The sequence below is a fragment of the Mesorhizobium sp. Cs1299R1N1 genome, from assembly GCF_037179655.1.
Classification (GTDB): domain Bacteria; phylum Pseudomonadota; class Alphaproteobacteria; order Rhizobiales; family Rhizobiaceae; genus Mesorhizobium; species Mesorhizobium salmacidum.
In genome coordinates this window covers 107,728-124,940 of record NZ_JAPYKR010000005.1, presented here as the reverse complement: position 1 = coordinate 124,940, position 17,213 = coordinate 107,728, and the positions used below count along the sequence as shown (strand labels likewise).

The 17,213-nt window shown below is 55.0% G+C and carries 17 protein-coding genes and 2 tRNA genes; 16 read left to right on the top strand and 3 right to left on the bottom strand.

Annotated features, from left to right (window positions below):
- Nucleotides 1-83 precede the first annotated feature (83 nt).
- Nucleotides 84-857 carry an NAD kinase gene (locus O7A70_RS12695; protein WP_337140644.1) on the bottom strand — a complete coding sequence of 258 codons (774 nt, stop codon included), beginning with the start codon at nucleotides 855-857 and terminating at the stop codon, nucleotides 84-86.
- Nucleotides 858-1,926: 1,069 nt separating this feature from the next.
- Here O7A70_RS12695 and O7A70_RS12690 point away from each other — a divergent pair.
- Complete coding sequence (locus O7A70_RS12690) at nucleotides 1,927-2,496, top strand: DUF2569 family protein (protein WP_337140643.1); 570 nt, start codon at nucleotides 1,927-1,929, stop codon at nucleotides 2,494-2,496.
- Between the two features lie 99 nt (nucleotides 2,497-2,595).
- Here the strand turns inward: O7A70_RS12690 and O7A70_RS12685 are convergent.
- A tRNA-OTHER gene (locus tag O7A70_RS12685) sits at nucleotides 2,596-2,654 on the bottom strand.
- Nucleotides 2,655-2,816: 162 nt separating this feature from the next.
- Here O7A70_RS12685 and O7A70_RS12680 point away from each other — a divergent pair.
- From O7A70_RS12680 to O7A70_RS12620, 14 genes are all read left to right on the top strand, one after another.
- Nucleotides 2,817-4,094, top strand: a complete 1,278-nt coding sequence (locus O7A70_RS12680; protein WP_337140642.1) for a tyrosine-type recombinase/integrase — start codon at nucleotides 2,817-2,819, stop codon at nucleotides 4,092-4,094.
- Between the two features lie 130 nt (nucleotides 4,095-4,224).
- Nucleotides 4,225-4,539 (top strand): helix-turn-helix transcriptional regulator, encoded by a 315-nt coding sequence (locus O7A70_RS12675; protein ID WP_337140641.1) that lies wholly within the window; start codon nucleotides 4,225-4,227, stop codon nucleotides 4,537-4,539.
- Between the two features lie 171 nt (nucleotides 4,540-4,710).
- Complete coding sequence (locus tag O7A70_RS12670) at nucleotides 4,711-7,080, top strand: DUF5906 domain-containing protein (protein WP_337140640.1); 2,370 nt, start codon at nucleotides 4,711-4,713, stop codon at nucleotides 7,078-7,080.
- Between the two features lie 627 nt (nucleotides 7,081-7,707).
- Nucleotides 7,708-8,481, top strand: a complete 774-nt coding sequence (locus O7A70_RS12665) for a hypothetical protein (protein ID WP_337140639.1) — start codon at nucleotides 7,708-7,710, stop codon at nucleotides 8,479-8,481.
- Between the two features lie 202 nt (nucleotides 8,482-8,683).
- A complete protein-coding gene (locus O7A70_RS12660; protein ID WP_337140638.1) occupies nucleotides 8,684-9,130 on the top strand; it encodes a hypothetical protein in 447 nt (148 codons plus the stop codon).
- Nucleotides 9,108-9,428 carry a hypothetical protein gene (locus O7A70_RS12655; protein ID WP_337140637.1) on the top strand — a complete coding sequence of 107 codons (321 nt, stop codon included), beginning with the start codon at nucleotides 9,108-9,110 and terminating at the stop codon, nucleotides 9,426-9,428. The genes O7A70_RS12660 and O7A70_RS12655 overlap by 23 nt, the downstream gene beginning before the upstream one ends.
- 102 nt (nucleotides 9,429-9,530) lie before the next feature.
- Nucleotides 9,531-10,175: a hypothetical protein gene (locus O7A70_RS12650; protein WP_337140636.1), complete on the top strand. Its 645-nt coding sequence runs from the start codon at nucleotides 9,531-9,533 to the stop codon at nucleotides 10,173-10,175.
- On the top strand, nucleotides 10,147-10,719 hold the full coding sequence (locus O7A70_RS12645) for a hypothetical protein (RefSeq protein WP_337140635.1): 573 nt from the start codon (nucleotides 10,147-10,149) through the stop codon (nucleotides 10,717-10,719). The genes O7A70_RS12650 and O7A70_RS12645 overlap by 29 nt, the downstream gene beginning before the upstream one ends.
- Nucleotides 10,720-11,440: 721 nt before the next feature.
- Complete coding sequence (locus tag O7A70_RS34190) at nucleotides 11,441-11,680, top strand: Lar family restriction alleviation protein (protein WP_442921181.1); 240 nt, start codon at nucleotides 11,441-11,443, stop codon at nucleotides 11,678-11,680.
- A 91-nt stretch (nucleotides 11,681-11,771) separates the two neighbouring features.
- A complete protein-coding gene (locus O7A70_RS12640) occupies nucleotides 11,772-13,130 on the top strand; it encodes a recombinase family protein (RefSeq protein ID WP_337140634.1) in 1,359 nt (452 codons plus the stop codon).
- Between the two features lie 21 nt (nucleotides 13,131-13,151).
- On the top strand, nucleotides 13,152-14,363 hold the full coding sequence (locus tag O7A70_RS12635; RefSeq protein WP_337140633.1) for a type II toxin-antitoxin system HipA family toxin: 1,212 nt from the start codon (nucleotides 13,152-13,154) through the stop codon (nucleotides 14,361-14,363).
- Between the two features lie 236 nt (nucleotides 14,364-14,599).
- Entirely contained in the window at nucleotides 14,600-15,367 is a 768-nt protein-coding gene (locus O7A70_RS12630; protein ID WP_337140632.1) for a hypothetical protein, read from the top strand.
- Nucleotides 15,339-15,785 (top strand): hypothetical protein, encoded by a 447-nt coding sequence (locus O7A70_RS12625; RefSeq protein WP_337140631.1) that lies wholly within the window; start codon nucleotides 15,339-15,341, stop codon nucleotides 15,783-15,785. The genes O7A70_RS12630 and O7A70_RS12625 overlap by 29 nt, the downstream gene beginning before the upstream one ends.
- Nucleotides 15,785-16,573 carry an HNH endonuclease gene (locus O7A70_RS12620; protein ID WP_337140630.1) on the top strand — a complete coding sequence of 263 codons (789 nt, stop codon included), beginning with the start codon at nucleotides 15,785-15,787 and terminating at the stop codon, nucleotides 16,571-16,573. The genes O7A70_RS12625 and O7A70_RS12620 overlap by 1 nt, the downstream gene beginning before the upstream one ends.
- 34 nt (nucleotides 16,574-16,607) lie before the next feature.
- Here the strand turns inward: O7A70_RS12620 and O7A70_RS12615 are convergent.
- Nucleotides 16,608-16,683, bottom strand: a tRNA-Thr gene (locus tag O7A70_RS12615).
- A 277-nt stretch (nucleotides 16,684-16,960) separates the two neighbouring features.
- Here O7A70_RS12615 and O7A70_RS12610 point away from each other — a divergent pair.
- Nucleotides 16,961-17,131 carry a hypothetical protein gene (locus O7A70_RS12610; RefSeq protein WP_337107190.1) on the top strand — a complete coding sequence of 57 codons (171 nt, stop codon included), beginning with the start codon at nucleotides 16,961-16,963 and terminating at the stop codon, nucleotides 17,129-17,131.
- Nucleotides 17,132-17,213 lie beyond the last annotated feature (82 nt).

Below are 17,213 nucleotides of genomic sequence, written 5' to 3'. Positions count from 1 at the left end.
ACAGAAACGGGCAGGATTGGCGCGATTGTGAAGTTGTAACCTTAATCGCGATGCTTAATCCGGCCGCTTGTCTCTGTGCCGGCTCAGTAACGGAACTGTTCGGCCAGGATGCGTTCGTTCCAGGAGTGGTTGGGATCGAATAGCAAAGTCGCGGTGGCAGTCGGCGATTCCCGTACCGTGACCGAGGTCACCGCCTTGACCTCCGTGTGGTCGGCGGCTGCGTTCACCGGCCGCTTTTCCGACTCCAGAATGTCGAAGCGCACGGTCGCCTTGTTGGAAAGCAATGCGCCGCGCCAGCGTCGCGGACGAAACGGGCTGACCGGCGTGAGAGCCAGAAGGGGCGCGTCGAGCGGAAGGATAGGGCCGTGCGCGGAAAGATTATATGCGGTCGATCCGGCCGGCGTCGCGATCATGACGCCGTCGCAGTTCAGTTCCTCGAGCCGTATCTGGTCATCGACGCTGATGCGGATCTTGGCCGTCTGATAGGATTGACGCCACAGCGCAACTTCGTTGATCGCCAGCGCCGTGACTTGTTCGCCATTCGAGGTGGTTGCCAGCATCTCCAGCGGGCGGATCGTTTCGGCGACCGCGGCCGCGATGCGCTCGGTGAGTCCTCCGGACCGGTATTCATTCATCAGGAAGCCTATTGTGCCACGGTTCATGCCGTAGACTTTTTTTCCCGTACCCATCGTGTCGCGCAAGGTCTGCAACAGGAAGCCGTCGCCACCCAGCGCCACCACAACAGTCGCCTCGGCGACCGAACATTGGCCATAGCGCGCCGACAGGCTCTCCAGCGCCGCCTTGGCGTCTGTTGTCTCGGACGAGACGAAAGCGATGCTGTTGGCGGCTGTGCTCATGGCTTCCCGATCGCGACCGATTGGCGCCGGCAGGTTTCGGCCGCGCCAGCGCCGGGGTAGCATGAGGCGGGCGGGTCTGCAAAGAGAGCCTCTGCCGGTTCACGAAGCGACGGTGCGGCGGTGCCGCCGCACGGGGCGGTCGCGGTTGATGTCGTGGCGCGACCGAATGTGATGGTTAAGGCCAGGCTTAAGGTCTCGTAAAGCCGGACCGATCATGTTAGCCGGCATGGGTGGCGTGGGGCGCCCGCAGCATCTACCTTATCCTTCGGGACGCAAAGGACGCTGCGGCACGTTAGATTTGTGCGCGTGATCCCGCGGATCCTGATGCCAGGGGACATGCGCCAGCCAGACGAGGCCGACATATTGCCGGTAGCACGCCTGATCATTGTCTTTGTCATGTTGGGAAGTTTCGCGCTTGTCTTCGCCGAACTGGTGCGCCAGTCGGAACAAATGAGCGCCAGGCCGGTCCCCACGGCCTCACGCTGCGGTGATGCCGCCGGGATGCCTTGCCCGCAAAGAGCGCTGTAGGCCGCCAAAATAGGCTCATCGATCCGCACCAACCGAGTCTCGCCGACGCCCGGCGGCGCTTGCCGCTCATCCGATGGTTTGAGGCAGGACAAGGTCGATCGTTGCAGCCGCGGCGTCGATAAAAGCACCGATGGAAAGGCTTCGGATCTGAAATGGATCCCGTTTCCCTTGCCCTGGGAAACGAGCGCTGCGCCGCATTGACCGGCAGATTTCTGGGTTGAGGGAGCGCCGATCGCCTGGTGCACATCGAGTTTGTGTTCCTGCCGACAGAACGGCTGAAGGCTCCCGCCCGCGTTCTTCGCTTTTCACGCGAGCCGAAAGTGCCAGGGAGGGGCAGTCCGCTAGCCGTTTCTCAGGAGTGTTCCCGCGGATGGCAGCCGGCCGCTTCCGGGACAGAACAGATATTGGTGGTGGCGATCGGGGTGTGAGGGAGCAGGCAGGAGAAATCGTCGCTTCGGTATCGTTGTCTACGAAAAATTCAGCTCTTGAGTTGAATTTGAAATCTGATACAACTTAAAAGGGTAAAAAAAGGGGGGAATAAATGGGGACGTTTTCCATCTGGCATTGGGCGATCGTGCTGCTGCTGATCGGCGTGCCTGTTTTCTTTGCTGTTCGATCAGCCGCGAAGCCGTCACAGAATCCTGAGGCTCTTGTGGGCTTCGGTGGCTGGCTGATGCTGCTGGCGATCGGTCAGACATTGTCACCGCTGCGCACGCTCGCCGACTTCGCCAATTCGGCCGACGGCTACCGGCAACTCATGACTCTCCCAAATGGGCCGCTGGCGGTGTATGGGGAGGTTGCCCTCAATCTCGCATTTCTGGCGCTTCAACTGGTTGTGCTGGTTTCGATGCTGCGGCGAAGCCGCCGGTTCCCGCAATTGTTTCTGCTTCAGTGCCTTGCGATCCCTGTCGTTTTTGTCCTGGATACGATCTGGACTTCGTCAGTTCTGGGCGTTCCGGTGAACCAGGTGCTCGCAGGCGATGCGCTGGTGGCACCCCTGGCGTCTTTTGTGGGGGTCGGCATCTGGGCTGCTTATGTCTACAAATCTGTGAGGGTGAGGAATACGTTCACCAGGACGAACGTGTCGGCCCAAATCGCGAGCGCCTCATAGAGAGTGGCGGCGCTCGTAATCGCTCTACACCGGGGTTTCGGAGGACCTGCGTCTAAGGGCTTGGGGTGGCCCGCCACCCGGAGCTCGAAGAGCGAATGGTGGTGCCCCCGGACGGAATCGAACCGCCGACCTTCGGTTTACAAATTTTGTGCCAGCACACCCCAATGGGTAACAGTTGATAACGCGGCCATCAATCAACATGTTGATTTACCACAATTTATTGCCGTTGTTGGCCGGCAGAGCATCGGTTTGCATATCGCTCCATAACGTGGAATAACGTACCCCAGTTTACCCCTGACGTTACCCCGGAGCCGAAACCGATGCTTGGACCGATCCCCGGCCAGTTCAAAAAAGCCGCCGCCTTCATCACCGCATTGAAGCCAGAAACGACACGGCAAGAGATACCAGACAGCGCCCAAGCCGGGCTCTATCTGGTGATGCAACCAAGTGGTGCTTTGTCATGGGCCGTGCGAACGAAGATCGACGGCAAAGCCGCGAAAGTGACCATCGGACGCTATGATGAAATCGGCTCCAACGATCGCGCCGGCAACATCGTATCCTCAACGCAAGCGCTTAGCGTAACCCAAGCTCGCGCTGCTGCCGAAAAGGTAATTGCGGACGCGAAGCGCGGCAACGATCCCCGGCAACAGAAGATTGACCGCACCAGCGTCAACGCGTGGTTTGATGAATTCATCAAAACCGCCCGCGCAACCGGCTTCAAGGGCAGGGCGGTCAAGGCATCGACCGCAGACGAATACGATCGCATCATAGCCACCAACATCAAGCCTCATTGGAAGCACGTCACCGACATTCGCACGCTCGATTACCGGGACATTGAAAAGCTGTTGGCGAAGCTCACGCCCGGCGCACGTCGGAACGCGTTTGCGGTTCTGTCTGCATTCTTCCGCTGGAAACCAGTTGCACGCGCCATTGGCCGCAACATCATCGAACTTGCGGAAGCGCCGGCTAAGGCGGCCAGCCGCGACCGCGTGCTATCCCATGAGGAAATCAAAACCGTTTGGAAGGCGGCAGAGAAATGCGGCTATCCATTTGGGCCGATGGTGCAACTGCTATTGTTGACCGGCCAACGCCGCGACGAGATCGCCAACTTGAAGTGGCACGAACTTTCAGACGATCAGGACGCAATCACGCTTGAAGCATCACGCACCAAGAATTCGCGGCTGCACGTCGTGCCGCTAGCACCGCTGGCAAAAGCGATCATCGAAGGATTGCCAAGGATCGCAGACGCGGACGGCAACCCATCTGAATATGTGTTCACCACAACAGCCAAGACGCCTTTCAGCGGCTTCTCCAATGGCAAGAATGCGCTCGATAAGCACTGTGGCGAACCGGCATTGGCTGATTGGCACCTGCATGATTTGCGCCGCACATGTGCAACAGAACTCGCAAAGCTTGGAATTAAGCAGGAAGTGACCGAAGCAATTCTAAATCACAAGACGGGCAAAGTGAGCGGCGTTGCCGCAATCTATAACCGCTACGATTATCAAGATGAAAAGCGCGATGCTTTGGAACAATGGGCGAAGCGCGTCCAAGCAATCACCGCAGACAATGTAACGATCTTTAAAAAGTCGGCGTAGGAGAGCCTATTCTATAACATAGTGCGGGAATGTTATGTTTCGGCCTTGACTGTTTTTAGCTGTTAGGCTCACATCAGTTCATGCCTGATTTGCAGGCCGTCGCCGCGACGACATGCGGTGCAAGCGGTGGATGCCGCAAGCCGGTTGGACCGGTGCTCGCAAGTGGATGCTTGCCCGAACCCGCAGGTTACGCGGCAATCCCTATTTCGAGGCATCCACCATGTCGTCTGACAAGAACGTCTATATTCCCGCGCCTGCCGTTTGCGCTGAAATCGGTATCACGGCGATGTCGCTCCATCGTTGGCTACACGGCAGCTTTGACCGGCGATCTGGCCGCTATACGCCGCCCGTCACCAACTTCCCCCGGCCTTCTGTGATCAACGGTCGCCGGTACTGGAGGCGCGCCGATATCGAGCAATTTATGCAGAGCCGGACGGGCAGTTGATAACCCCAAGCGCTACCCGTGGCGCTTGATCGGCGCGTAATCGCCGCTAACCATCTGATTTAACAACAATTCCGGACATATGAGCGCCAAATCACAGATTTGATGCTCCAAATCGGCAAAGAAAAACCCGGCGCGCAATGTGCAAGCGAGCCGGGCTAAAGGATCAAGCATATGATTACCTCTATAGCCGTAGAAATGCCGGCAGGCAAGCCGCTTGTGCTAGATTATGCGCAAGCATATGCGCACGTGTCTGCACTCACGGGAGACAATCCAGATACATGCATCATTGATGTTCGAATAATCCATGAATTGGACAAGGGAAGACCATCAATCGTTAGGCGTGGACTGCTTCAACAGCTTTGGAATGAAATATGCTCATTTAACAAGCAAGGATACGGCGTTTTCATCAACATTTCCGACATGGACGGGATGGGATTGACAATTGCAAACGTCAAATCCGTTCGCGTCCAAGCGATTGACCTAGACAACGTGAGCGCCCAATCAAGCTTTGAATTAGCAAACGGTTGGTTTCCCAAACCGGCATTTGGTGTTCAAACATCGCCGGGACGCTTTCATGTGTACTGGAAAATCCTGCCGCATCGTGATCTCGACCGCTTTACAGCGACACAGCGGAAGTTGAGGCAGCTATTCGACGGCGATCCTAAAATTTGCGATCCGACGCGGGTGCTTCGTCTCGCCGGTACGTTCCATCGTAAGAACCCGGAGCAGCCGCATCTTGTGACGTGCTTCGCGCTATCCGGCACTGGCTACGTCACAACCGCAGACCAGCTTGATCAAGCCCTGGCATCCGTCAACGTCATCGAAGGCGGTAACGGCCAACGCCATGAGCTTGGCGATCCTGAATTAGCCGCGCCGTCGCTCGAAGAATTGCAACGTGCACTGGACTTGACCGATCCGAACAGATTGAACCGTGGCGAGTGGATTGCGTTCACCGCAGCCTTCAAGCAAGCCGGCTGGACGTTGGCGAGTGAGCAGGCGCTATTTGATCTTTGGTCGGCGTGGTGCGTGAAATACGAACGCGACGACGTTAGCGAAGATCATAAGCAATGGGGATCGATCAGAAACACCGAATTGGGCTGGCAATCCATCGTTAGGCGCGTTCCCGGCCTTCATGCGCAGTTGACACTAGGTAGCGTTGGCAATGTGCCGGCACAACCGCAACCATCGCCAAACGTACCGCAGACACCAAATGCAGCACCGCAATTTGGCGAGTTGCTGACACCGCAGGAACAACAGCAATGGTTTCAAAGTTGCGTGCTGATCGGTCCTGAAAACCGAATAATTGGACCGCGCGGCATTAGGTACGATGTCGGCAGCTTCAACGCTTCATACGGCGGCAAACGGTTTATCATCGACACGCAAGGCAAGGTCACAGATGAACCGTGGAAGGCTGCAACGCGCTCGACAGTCTGGACGGTGCCGAAAGTCGATGGCACTTGCTTCCGTCCCGATTTGCCCACAGGTGCGTTCATCCACGATGGATTAGGGCGATCATACGTCAACACCTACGTTCCAGCCAAAATCGAAACCCTTGCGGGCGATCCATCGCCATTCTTGCGCCACTTGGAATTGGTGCTGCCGGTTGAGAGTGATCGCAACATCTTACTTGCATTCATGGCTCACAACGCCCGCTTTCCGGGCTTCAAAATCCCATGGGCTCCGGTCATCCAATCCGCCGAAGGAGTCGGAAAGAACGTCTTCAAACAGGTGATGAGGAACGCAATCGACAAGCAGTATTTTTATCAGCCAAAGGCGAAGCAGCTAAACGACAGCGGCAGCAAATTTAACGGCTGGATGGATGGCAAATTGTTTTTCTTGGTCGATGAAATCAAGACCGACGAAAGGCGCGATATGGTTGAAACGCTAAAGCCATTCGTGACCGAAACAGAACTTGAGATAGAAGGGAAGGGCGTCAATCAAAAGATGGCCGATACGCCATCCAATTGGCTGTTTTTCAGCAACTACAAAGACGCAATTCCTATCACCGCAAACGGGCGGCGCTTCGCAATCTTCTACAGCCCAATCCAAACGGTTGACGATCTTCGCTTGCGCGGGATGGACGATACTTACTTCAACAATTTGTACAATTGGTTGGGCGACCATCAGAACGGCGGCCACAAGATGGGATTGAGGATAGTCGCGCATTATCTGCTCAACTATCCAATCGAGCGCGGCGCGATCCCCAAGCGAGCGCCGGCCACCAACAGCACCGCAGAAGCGTTGATCGAAAGCCGGGGCTGGCTGGAGCAATTCTTAGCCGAAGCGGTCGAGGATAGCTTGCCGGGCTTTCGTGGCGGCTGGATCAGCACCGCTGCCGTTGGCAGGCTGCTAGGGCAGCGAGGCATCAAGCCGGTGCCAGCCAAGACGCTCGGCACCGCAATTGCCGCTCTCAAATATTCGCGGATCGCCCAAGCTGGACGGGCTTATTTTCAGGATGATCCTAATAAACGCGGCGTTTTGTGGAATTTGGACGCCAAATCAAACGTTGAAAATTATGGCCCGGCGCAAGGCTATGAATGAAACCATCATAGCGGCATCATAGCAACGCCATTTTTTCAACCGTTTTCAAGGACTTGTAGGGTATCCGCTATGATCTACTATGATTTTCCCGATCGGCTCCTAGGACGCGTATATACTCCCTGTTTATACCCCTCTCTATCTCTCTTTATTCTCTCTCTCTTTATAGAAAGATCATAGTTATCATAGCGGCAGACCTACAACCACTTGAAAAACAAGGGAAAATAGACGCTATGAAAGCGTTTCGATCATAGATTTTTCATAGCGTCATAGCGCCAGCCCAATTTTCCAGCCAATTTACCCCTGTGAACACCCGCGCGTCCGATTGGATGGCTTGTCGTCGCATAACGCGTTGAATTCATTGCGATGATCAACGAACAACCATCTGTTGTGGTGTTTGCTGCTCAACGGTGTGTGGGATTGCGATGGCGATCCCAATGATCGTGCGATCGAAGTCAAAGCATTTGCGAATTAAATCCGGCGAGATTTTCAAGTTGGTTGCGAGTTATCTAAGTAAAGTTGTGGGATGTTGGCAAGATATATGTGTAAAAAGTGAAAAATACATATTGACACCTTGAAAAAGCAAGGGGATTGTCTGCGCAAGCTAGACAATCTCTTGGAGAAATCACAATGCAGGCACTATTGAATCGCAACCCGCGTGCGCTCGTCCTGACCATCAATCATGAGGGCGGACAGATCGCACCCGCCGTGCTGCCGACCTCGCTCACGGCTTCGACTAGCCCGGTAGCTGTCCAGGCGAGCCGCCTTGCCGCAGCGCTTGAAAGTATCGTCGAGCATGTCACCATGGCCAACAACCGCTTCACGCCAAATGCACGCGCCGATCACCTTCGCGAGGTCGCGGTTCGGGTTGCGCCGGACCTTCGCAACCTCGCCGTTGCCGGGACTGCCGAAGCTCGCGCAATCGCGACCGCAAACGCTAGAATTTACGAACCGGCACCGCTGACCAATGCGCCTCTCGAAAGTGAACAACGGCAGAAGTTTGCTTCGTTGACTACTGCAGAGCAAGCGATGCGTATTCCCAATCTGAACCATTTCGAGTTGAGCGCGCTGTCGCGTGGTGGTCGCGATCTATCCAATGTGAGAGACGACAATTTGTGGAACATGGTTCAGCATCAGCTCGCTATAACCGGCCACATCGAACGGACAGGGCTTCAATCGGATTTTCAGCGAAAGCCGGATCTTTCGGACCCGATTGCGATCGGGCCAAATCGCGAGGCGGCACTTGCAGCGGCAGAGAAAGCATTGGAGGCGCATGAGGCTCGCTCTACAATCGTCGACGATACGCGGACGGCGATCTCATCGATAGTCAGCACAATCGCCGTAATGACGGACATGACGCCAGCCGCCGCTTACGACCTTGTGATGGACGGCAAAGCGGCATGAGCAACCGCCTAAATCTGCCCCCCACGATATTTTTGCCGACCACGCCTAGAATTACCACCGCAGCCATAGCGTCAGCGTTCAATGGCGCGTCACGCCAGCGACGAAACTACTGGAAAGCGCGACATTCGTTCCCACGTTCAAATTTAACCGCTGAAATCGCCGCTTGGGCCTATTCCAGAGGAATTTCGGTGAGGTGGCTATAATGACCACTCATGCGCCAGATACCGCCAATTTTAGCGTGGTCCGCCTCCCGGATCGCCAACCAGATGGGAAATTTCTTCCTGGCACTGGTGGCGGGCGCGCCAAAGGAAGTCGCAACATTGTAAGCGCTGCGGCCATTGCAGCAATCAAAAGCATGTCAGACACAGCAATTCACCAGCTTCGTGAAAAACTAAACAAAGGCGATTGGGACGCGATCGTTTTTGTCCTCAACCGCATATTGCCAAAAGGCAGGGCGATCGAGCTGGACGCAATTGATGCGACCACGATCGCAAGCAGTTTGGCTAGTGGAGAGGTGACGCCAGAGGAAGGCGCCGCAATAACCGCGACGATCGCTAAACTCAACGAGATCGGCGAATTGGAGCAACTCCGATCAAGGATCGCGGAGCTTGAAAGGATCGCGGCCGATGAAACATCGCGCACTGCTTAAGCGTCTCAATTCGGTCGCTGTCGAAATAACTCGCATATACGGTAGGGACATTTTGGCCCGCCTTCACACTTCGCAGCGCTCGGTCCTGGACGACTATCGGCAGCAGTGGAGAAAATTCGTGAGAAGCTTCAACGATGAGCCTGCGGGTTTGTACGCCGCTATGCTTCAAGGCGAGGGACCGGAGCTAAGGCGCGATATCCACGACATTCTCTACGGCGACGAATTCGCCATCTGCGAAAGCGACACCCTTGAAGAGATGCAAAGAAAGTGGGAACGATGCCGAGATGCGGGTCGGTGATAAGAAAAACCGCATTGCAAATAGCGTGAGTTGTCCAATGCTGCGTCTCGTGTAGTGTCCAATTAATGGCAGCTCTAGGCTGGAGATTTCGAAGTGGGGGGAATGCGAGGCGCGCTAGGTGAAGCGATTGTTGCAGCCTTGCCGGTCGCCTTGGTTTACTTCAGCGGTTGGGCGTATCTGACATCATACCTCGGTGAGTTTGGCATCGACGCCACTCAAATTGATGTCAGTTTCACAACGGTGCTCGTGTATGCGTTTGTGCCATTGAAAGCCTGGTACATTTTATTGATGCTGTTGGTGATAGTGGCTCTCGTTTTGGCTGCTCTGCTTTTCGAGCTTCATTCCGACGACCAACACAAGGGACGAAAAACGACTGCGTCAGCATTGGAATCACTTGCAGCGGTCGCGGTGGTAATTTTGCTTTTTGCAATCAAAAGTGCGGCTGGTGGGGCGGCTAAGGAAATGGCTCACGACGTTTGGAAAGGTTTTAAATCACAGAGCGTTGCGATGCTCGGTGATGCAAAGGTCAATGCCGACGCGGTAGCGCTTTACGATGCATGTCGACATGAAAGACGACTGCGCCAGATCATTGGCTTGCCCAACCAACTGTTTCTTCTGTGTCGTAGTAATGTTGACCCATGCAATCGCGGCACTCTCTTTGTAGTGAACAACGAGGGGCGCATTATCTATATCGCAGACAAAATCAGGGAGGACATCGATGATGAAGGGACGATTTGCACTACTTAGTATTGCTCTTTTTTCGAGCATGGGATCTGTGGCACGAGGGCAAGATCTAAACGACAATTGGCAGGTGTCGCTGGTTAAAAGCGCTGGTCCGTACGAGATCAAGGGTGAAAGTGGTGTAATAGGGTTCGTCGTTGCCAGTTCCGGGGACATGGTGCGGTTCAAACCATGTACCGGCGATTCAATGATGCTCAACCGCAAGCAGTTGGTTTCGACCAAAAATGATTGCGCCAACAGCCCATCGCCCAATGAAAATCCCTTCGTTGCGAATTGCAACAGCGCAGTGAAGCGATGGGACGTTAGACTGCTTTCCGATGCGCTTCACGACGATGGTCCTATCGGGAAAACCTACACCAAGAAGCCAGGCGAAATGGTAATGGCGGCGATGATAGCCGATCCGAAGCAGGTGGCTGCCACAGTGGACGCCGCTGATCAATTGAAGGACTGCGGGCCTGCATATGGAGTGGTTGGTTTCGATCGGGATGGGGTCGCCAAGGTTAGCCTAATACCCTCAGCCCAAGCCATTCAGCTAGACGAGTCGAAATAGCCGGCTGTGATCCCACGAACATTTCGCAATCCGCAATATTGCCAGCAACAACGGCATGGCGATCGCCGCGCGGGGCTCGGTGCGCTAGAGCCGTTCCGGGAAAACTGGGCTGTGTTGGAGAAATCTACGTGAAACAAATAAGCTGCATATGCGAGGCTATAGCACTTTTCCTGTGTCTTTCGGGTGCAGCTTTCGCAGAGGACTCCCCATTGCAGCAGTTTCAACCAAGCTGCTGGTTAAACGGCAAGGCTTTCTCTCCAGGCGCTACCGTACGGGCAGGAGACGGGGTGATGGTATGCTCGGCAACTTTCGCGTGGGAAAAGAGCACCTCAGCGGCAGCTGGATGCATTGTGAGGGGAGAGCTATCCGGCACTGGTGTTGTCGCGGCGGAGCAAGACAAATCCACCAAGAACGAATGCCAGCCTGATGGCACGTGGGTAACGATGCCATCAGTCAAATAGCGCGGCGCGGTGAGCAGCAAATACCCGAACAGAAGCTAGCCCAATCGACCCGCGCTAAATTCAGAACGAATTCAATAGTCAAGGGTGGCTCGACATTCACCAGCGTGAGTGGGGGTAAGGGCAGGGGTTTTATTCGGACCCAGAATTTCACCCGTTGCCTTGCCGTTACGCTTCCAACATCAGCATCATTGTGGCCCTTCCTGTCGCCACCACCCGCCAAGCTCTCTAAAATACTGCACAAGGTGGGGTCCGATTCACACATGGCCACCGCTGATTTGCGCTGCTCCGTAGCCGGAGGAAAGATGACCCCCAACGCTTGCCCGTTCTGCACCAGCACAGAAGTTAGGCCCCATGTCACGCGGGAGATGCGCGTGGTCATTATCTGCGACGAATGCGGAGCGTCGGGGCCGATATGCATTGATCGGGCCGCCGCTATCGAAAGCTGGAATAGTCGCCCCTGGAAAGGCAATCAGAGGCCTGCATCAGCCGGCCATCGGTAGGCAGGGAACATATCCACTCTAGTTTCATTGGATCGACCGGGCCGCCGATATAATATCCACCCTCGAAACGCTACAGGGAGGAGGCACTATAGTGACCAATGTTACGACAGAGCTTCGCATTCCAGCCGCGCAATACATTCGGATGTCAACTGGTCATCAGCGTTATTCTCTCGAAAGCCAAACGGCTGCCATTGCAGAATTTGCCGAAATACGGGGGTTCGCCGTTGTCGAGACCTATACCGACGCCGGTAGAAGTGGCTTGAGTTTGAAAGGCAGGGATGGCCTCAAGCAGTTGCTGAGCGATGTGGTGACTGGCCAACGCATCTACTCGGCGATTTTGGTTCTGGACGTAAGCCGCTGGGGTCGGTTTCAGGATACAGACCAATCAGCCCACTATGAGTTTCTTTGCCGAGAGGCCGGGGTTGCCGTGGAATATTGCGGCGAGCCGTTCGAGAATGACGGCAGCATGGTTTCGGCTATCGTCAAGAATCTCAAGCGGGTGATGGCTGGCGAGTACAGCCGCGAACTGTCGGAGAAAGTTTCCAGGGCCCAGAAACAGCAAGCTCGCTTAGGGTTCAAGCAAGGCGGCCAGATACCCTACGGCATAAGACGACTATTGGTCAGCAAAGATGGACAGCCCCGATTTATCCTGGGTTGGGGCGAACAAAAGGGCCTGAGCACCGATCGTGTTGTCTTCGTGCCCGGCCCAATCGATGAAATCCAAACCGTCCGGCAAATTTTCCGCATGTTCGTTGGGCAAAACCAAAGCATGTCAAACATCGCCCGAGAATTAAACGACAAGGACATCCCTTCCACGAACGGTGAGACTTGGACGTTGGCACGCGTCAGAACTGTTCTCACAAGCGAGTTGATGGTCGGGTACTACGTCTACAACAGAAAAACACAGCGAATGAAAGGGCCGGTTAAGCGAAATCCTCCAAGCTTATGGATCAGAACACGAGTAATGGAACCAATAGTCGGGACAAGGCAGTTCGCAAAAGCCCAACAGCAGATGGCACGCCGAGCCGGCTACGCCTTCTCCAAACAAGACATGATCGATCGGCTTGAACGGCTCTTAAGAGAAAAGGGGAAGCTGTCGTCGGCCATCATTGATTACTGTCAGTACACGCCTTGTTGCAGAACGTATGCCGAGCATTTTGGTGGTCTTCGGGGTGCGTATGCGACAGTCGGATATGAGTGCCGCTGTCGTGTGCCTAAGCGCAGGCGCAACTACTCCGATGATCAGCTCCTGGATGGCATCCGGCGGTTACACGCTACGTTCGGTTACGTCACCCTTGCGCTGATCGAGGCAGACCCAGACCTTCCCACACACCAGATGTTCACCGAGCGATTTGGCTCGATGATCAGAGCTTATGGGTTGGCAGGTTTCCCGACCACCAAACGGGAAGCCATCTCGGCAGCGCAGAAAAGGGCTGCTTCGCGGCGTTAAAAGGGGGCGCGGGATACGTCAATGACCAGCACGAGGATACATTCGCTCGACGTACTCCTAGGCGGGCGCAAGATTGGCAACATTGTCCGCAGCCCAGCCCATGCGCTGATCTTTGAACAGGACTATCGCGCAAGAGGCGGGTCCCCAATTCTCAGCCTTTCATTTCGGTCGGCTGGTGGTGAACTCAGGCGTGACCCGAAGCCCCTCGCGGGCATCCTCCCTGCGTTCTTTGCCAATCTTCTGCCGGAGGGCAAGCTGCGGGAGGCGATGGAAAGATATCACCAAGAAAGCGTACGCCGACACAACGACTTCGATCTCTTGGCAGTGCTTGGTGCCGATATGTCGGGGGCGGTGCAAGTCTTGCCTAGCGGTGGCACCCTCTCGAACGAAAAGCCCAAAGCTCGCTTCTCGCTGGCTGGCGTGCAGATGAAGCTCTCTGTTATCAAGGAGGGAGGCGGTGGCTTGACGCTACCGATTGACGGCGAACCGGGCCTTTACATCGCAAAATTCCCGCCCGCGACGTTCCCGGGGGTGTCTGAGAATGAATACGCCAATCTAGCTCTTGCGGCTGCCATAGGAATGAATGTTCCTGACCATGAGTTGGTCGAGAGGTCCGCCCTGGAAAACATTCCCGAGGAGCTCGACGCCCAATCCGTGGGGCCGGTTCTTTTGGTCAAGCGCTTTGATCGAGGCGTTGGCGGCCAGAGAATCCATATCGAGGATTTCGCTCAGGTGTTCGGCGTCCAACCCTCCCGCAAATATGAGGGCGCTGCCTTTCACCACATCGCGGCTACCTTGAACGAGGCTGTGTCACCTGAGGCAGCACTCGAATTCGTCCGTCGGTTGGCCTTGGCAGCTTTGACCGGGAATGGCGACATGCATTTGAAGAATTGGTCGCTCATCTATCCCGGAGATGGCGATGGACCGGCTCTTGCCCCGATTTACGATGTGCTATCGACCGTTCCGTACATTCCAACCGACGCTATGGCACTCTCCCTGGGCCGGGAGCGGTCGTTCAAGGCACTCACCGCGTCGCGGTGGAAAGCATTCGCAAACCGCTCCAGGCTGTCCGAGCAAGCTGTGCGAGAAGCGGTGACAGAGACAGTCGCACTGGTCAACCAACATTGGTGGCATTTGCCGGAGCGGGAGATACTCCCGGCAATAGTTCTAAAACGCATCGACGAGCATCTTAAGGTCATGACACTGACCCTGAACACCTGCGACCGAAAGTGACTCCAACTCTCGTGCCGCATGAGCAGCAAACATTCAAACAGGCGCTGGCTTCGAATAATCCAGCGCCCAAGTGCAACGAATTCAACGATAAATGAAGCGAACCGTCCGAGAGTGCGGGGCAGGGGTATCAGCAGGGGTAGCGATATGGGGCAAAATTCGGTGCCCCACGGACAGGCGTTGGAAATTCTTGGAGAAAGTGCTTAATTGCCCACCATTCACCAACGGGGGGGAACATCGTGAGCTGGTGCGACAAACTTGCGTCGACTCCGACGATAGGGTTTTTTCTTGAACCGCATTTCGCCCCAAGCGACGTGATTGTCAACGCGCTTACTCCGATGTTGGATCGATGGATCAACGGGCGAAAAGTCGAATTCAATGTCACCCACCAAGAAACGTTCCGTGTTGATATCCAACATGAAAACGGCTTCATTTACCGCGTGGAACCCACCAAGCTCTCGCTGCAATTCCAGCACAGATTGCGGCTGCGTCCTACAAGTGGCGCTCTCCCTGTTGCTGAATTCATATCTCATCCGCATCCCTTCACAGAACTGCTAGAGGAAGCAGCCGAATCCATAATCGAAATGGCACTTTTGTTGCCGAGCGGGCCGAAAAAGCGAAGCGTCACGCAAATAGGCGTCGTGTCCACAACGCAAGTGAACGACGAAGATTTACCACCGGGGATCAAACGTCTGATAGAATACCTTGGAAGACCTTGGCCGAAGGGCTTGTCCGGGTATACCGCAAGAATGACCGCCGATATTTTGGAAACGTCAGCGTATGCGGATCGCTGCATTCATAACATAAGTCGCGCTGCGGAGGACGAGACCGACGAACTCATAACGCTACAATTCGATTATCAGCGGTATGCAACAGCTCCGACCCCGCTAATGCGTGATGCCTTAAAGCGCGAGGTGGCGTCGACTACAAAGGGCGCGTTGGCCTATTTCGAGACATTGGCCGTAGGAGACATGTTCGATGAGCAAATTGCGCCTAGCCACGGCTGAAACGGCCGGTATTCCGTCGGGGCAACTCGTCCTGCAATATGGAGAGGAACGTGCCGCTGATCAGGAAGCGGGCAACATTTTTGAACTTCCCACCGTGAAACCTATACCCAAGATCACCGCCTCTTCGCACAAGGCGGCTGGTCGGCTGAACGCATCGGCCATTTCGGTCGAGGAAATCAAGGCGTGGCTAGACGAAAGGCAAGCTCTCTTAGACAAGAAGTTTGCCGGGGAAATGACGCGAAAGGATGAAAATCGTCTGTCATACGTCCGCTGGTCGCTCGATCGAATCGAAGATGCGAAATACGGCGGCAACATGGACGATTTGGAGAACAGAGTTGTCATGTATGAAAGGTTGCTTGCTGAGGTGCGCAGCTTTACCAAGCAGATTGAGGCGGCATCAAATTCTCGTAGGAAGTAATGACGTCTAAAAGCACCGAAGTAATTTCCGTAGACGACGAAAGAGACGAGGTATCTCTCGTCTTAAGAACGGAGGTGGTAGATGGAAAGCCATATCCGGACTACAAATATATTTTGCGACATGACTTTTTTCATTGTTGTGCGTACTGCACGATTAGCGAATCAGAAGCGCAGGGATATCGCTTTACAATCGATCATTATGAGCCTCGCAGCGTGCGGCCTGAGCTTACGGACACCTACAAAAATCTGATGTGGTGTTGCGACACTTGCAATGAGTTGAAGGGAAATCGTTGCCCTCCCGAAAGCGCCAGACAGGACGGCGTGCGTTTCTTTAGACCCGATGTCGATAGGTACTCTGACCATTTTCGTCGCTCGGGATTGCGGTTGGCGTCGCTTTCCAAGCTCGGAGACTTCAATATCGACGCACTAGACCTTAACAGGCAAGCGCTGCGCAGGCTTCGAGAGATACGCTCGCGTCTGACGGATTGTGAAAGTGCGATAGCCGCCGGCTTTATGGCTCTGCGGAATTTTAAGGTGGATAGGCTTCCACCGGCTTACCGCATGAAGGTGTTCAAACTTATCGGGCAGTTGCAAAAAGAGCGCGACGAAATCGTTCAGATCATTGAACAGGTACTTCGCGAAAACGCTGCATCACCGCTGCTCGATCCCGACGAAGACAAAGTCGAAAGAACCAGCGACAGAAAACGCAAGCTGGCCCAAACTGAGGCCCTATACCCGGGGGACTGGCGGGCGAAAAAGAAAAGCCCTTTTTCCGGTTCAACGGCTTAAGCTGCGCTTTGGGAGTGCGCGGAAGCGAGACGTGTGGTGCCGCCTGAGGGACTCGAACCCCCGACCAATAGTTTACAAAACTACTGCTCTACCATCTGAGCTAAGGCGGCACATTTACCCGTACGTATACCCCTGAAACCCGGCTTTGAAAAACATTGCGGCTTTCCAACCCCTTAGCTGATTGATCCAGCGAATTACAAAACCGCTGCTCTACCAGCTGAGCTACAAGGGCACGGCGCTCCGGTTAGCATATTTGTTGCGCCAGTAAAGACAAAACTCCGTTTTTTTAGGCGTCAGCCGTGGTGGAAGATGCCATGGCCCGTGCTGAAATCCGCAAACGCGCTTCCTACATGAGGATGAGGATGCAATCGCTCGGGCGAGGCTCGCATGGTCAGATTTGTCATCATTCTCCCCATCATCTTCGTCAGTTGGATGCTGCTGGTGAAGATCATCAACGATGTGAAGAAGGCCAATGTCGACTGGACGGGCGTCACAACCATCATCGGCTTCATCGCGCTCGCCTTCTGGCTGCGCCACATCACCGGCATGGGCTGGTGAGAGAGTGAGTAGTCGGTAGTGAGCCGTCCGGCGTGGTTTCATTTCACTACTCACTACTCACTACTCACTACTCACCCACCAT

Coding starts and splice junctions, on each gene's coding strand:
- O7A70_RS12695 (WP_337140644.1), bottom strand. CDS start 857: ATGAGCACAGCCGCCAACAGCATCGCTTTCGTCTCGTCCGAGACAACA.
- O7A70_RS12690 (WP_337140643.1), top strand. CDS start 1,927: ATGGGGACGTTTTCCATCTGGCATTGGGCGATCGTGCTGCTGCTGATC.
- O7A70_RS12680 (WP_337140642.1), top strand. CDS start 2,817: ATGCTTGGACCGATCCCCGGCCAGTTCAAAAAAGCCGCCGCCTTCATC.
- O7A70_RS12675 (WP_337140641.1), top strand. CDS start 4,225: ATGCCGCAAGCCGGTTGGACCGGTGCTCGCAAGTGGATGCTTGCCCGA.
- O7A70_RS12670 (WP_337140640.1), top strand. CDS start 4,711: ATGATTACCTCTATAGCCGTAGAAATGCCGGCAGGCAAGCCGCTTGTG.
- O7A70_RS12665 (WP_337140639.1), top strand. CDS start 7,708: ATGCAGGCACTATTGAATCGCAACCCGCGTGCGCTCGTCCTGACCATC.
- O7A70_RS12660 (WP_337140638.1), top strand. CDS start 8,684: ATGACCACTCATGCGCCAGATACCGCCAATTTTAGCGTGGTCCGCCTC.
- O7A70_RS12655 (WP_337140637.1), top strand. CDS start 9,108: ATGAAACATCGCGCACTGCTTAAGCGTCTCAATTCGGTCGCTGTCGAA.
- O7A70_RS12650 (WP_337140636.1), top strand. CDS start 9,531: ATGCGAGGCGCGCTAGGTGAAGCGATTGTTGCAGCCTTGCCGGTCGCC.
- O7A70_RS12645 (WP_337140635.1), top strand. CDS start 10,147: ATGATGAAGGGACGATTTGCACTACTTAGTATTGCTCTTTTTTCGAGC.
- O7A70_RS34190 (WP_442921181.1), top strand. CDS start 11,441: ATGGCCACCGCTGATTTGCGCTGCTCCGTAGCCGGAGGAAAGATGACC.
- O7A70_RS12635 (WP_337140633.1), top strand. CDS start 13,152: ATGACCAGCACGAGGATACATTCGCTCGACGTACTCCTAGGCGGGCGC.
- O7A70_RS12625 (WP_337140631.1), top strand. CDS start 15,339: ATGAGCAAATTGCGCCTAGCCACGGCTGAAACGGCCGGTATTCCGTCG.
- O7A70_RS12620 (WP_337140630.1), top strand. CDS start 15,785: ATGACGTCTAAAAGCACCGAAGTAATTTCCGTAGACGACGAAAGAGAC.
- O7A70_RS12610 (WP_337107190.1), top strand. CDS start 16,961: ATGGTCAGATTTGTCATCATTCTCCCCATCATCTTCGTCAGTTGGATG.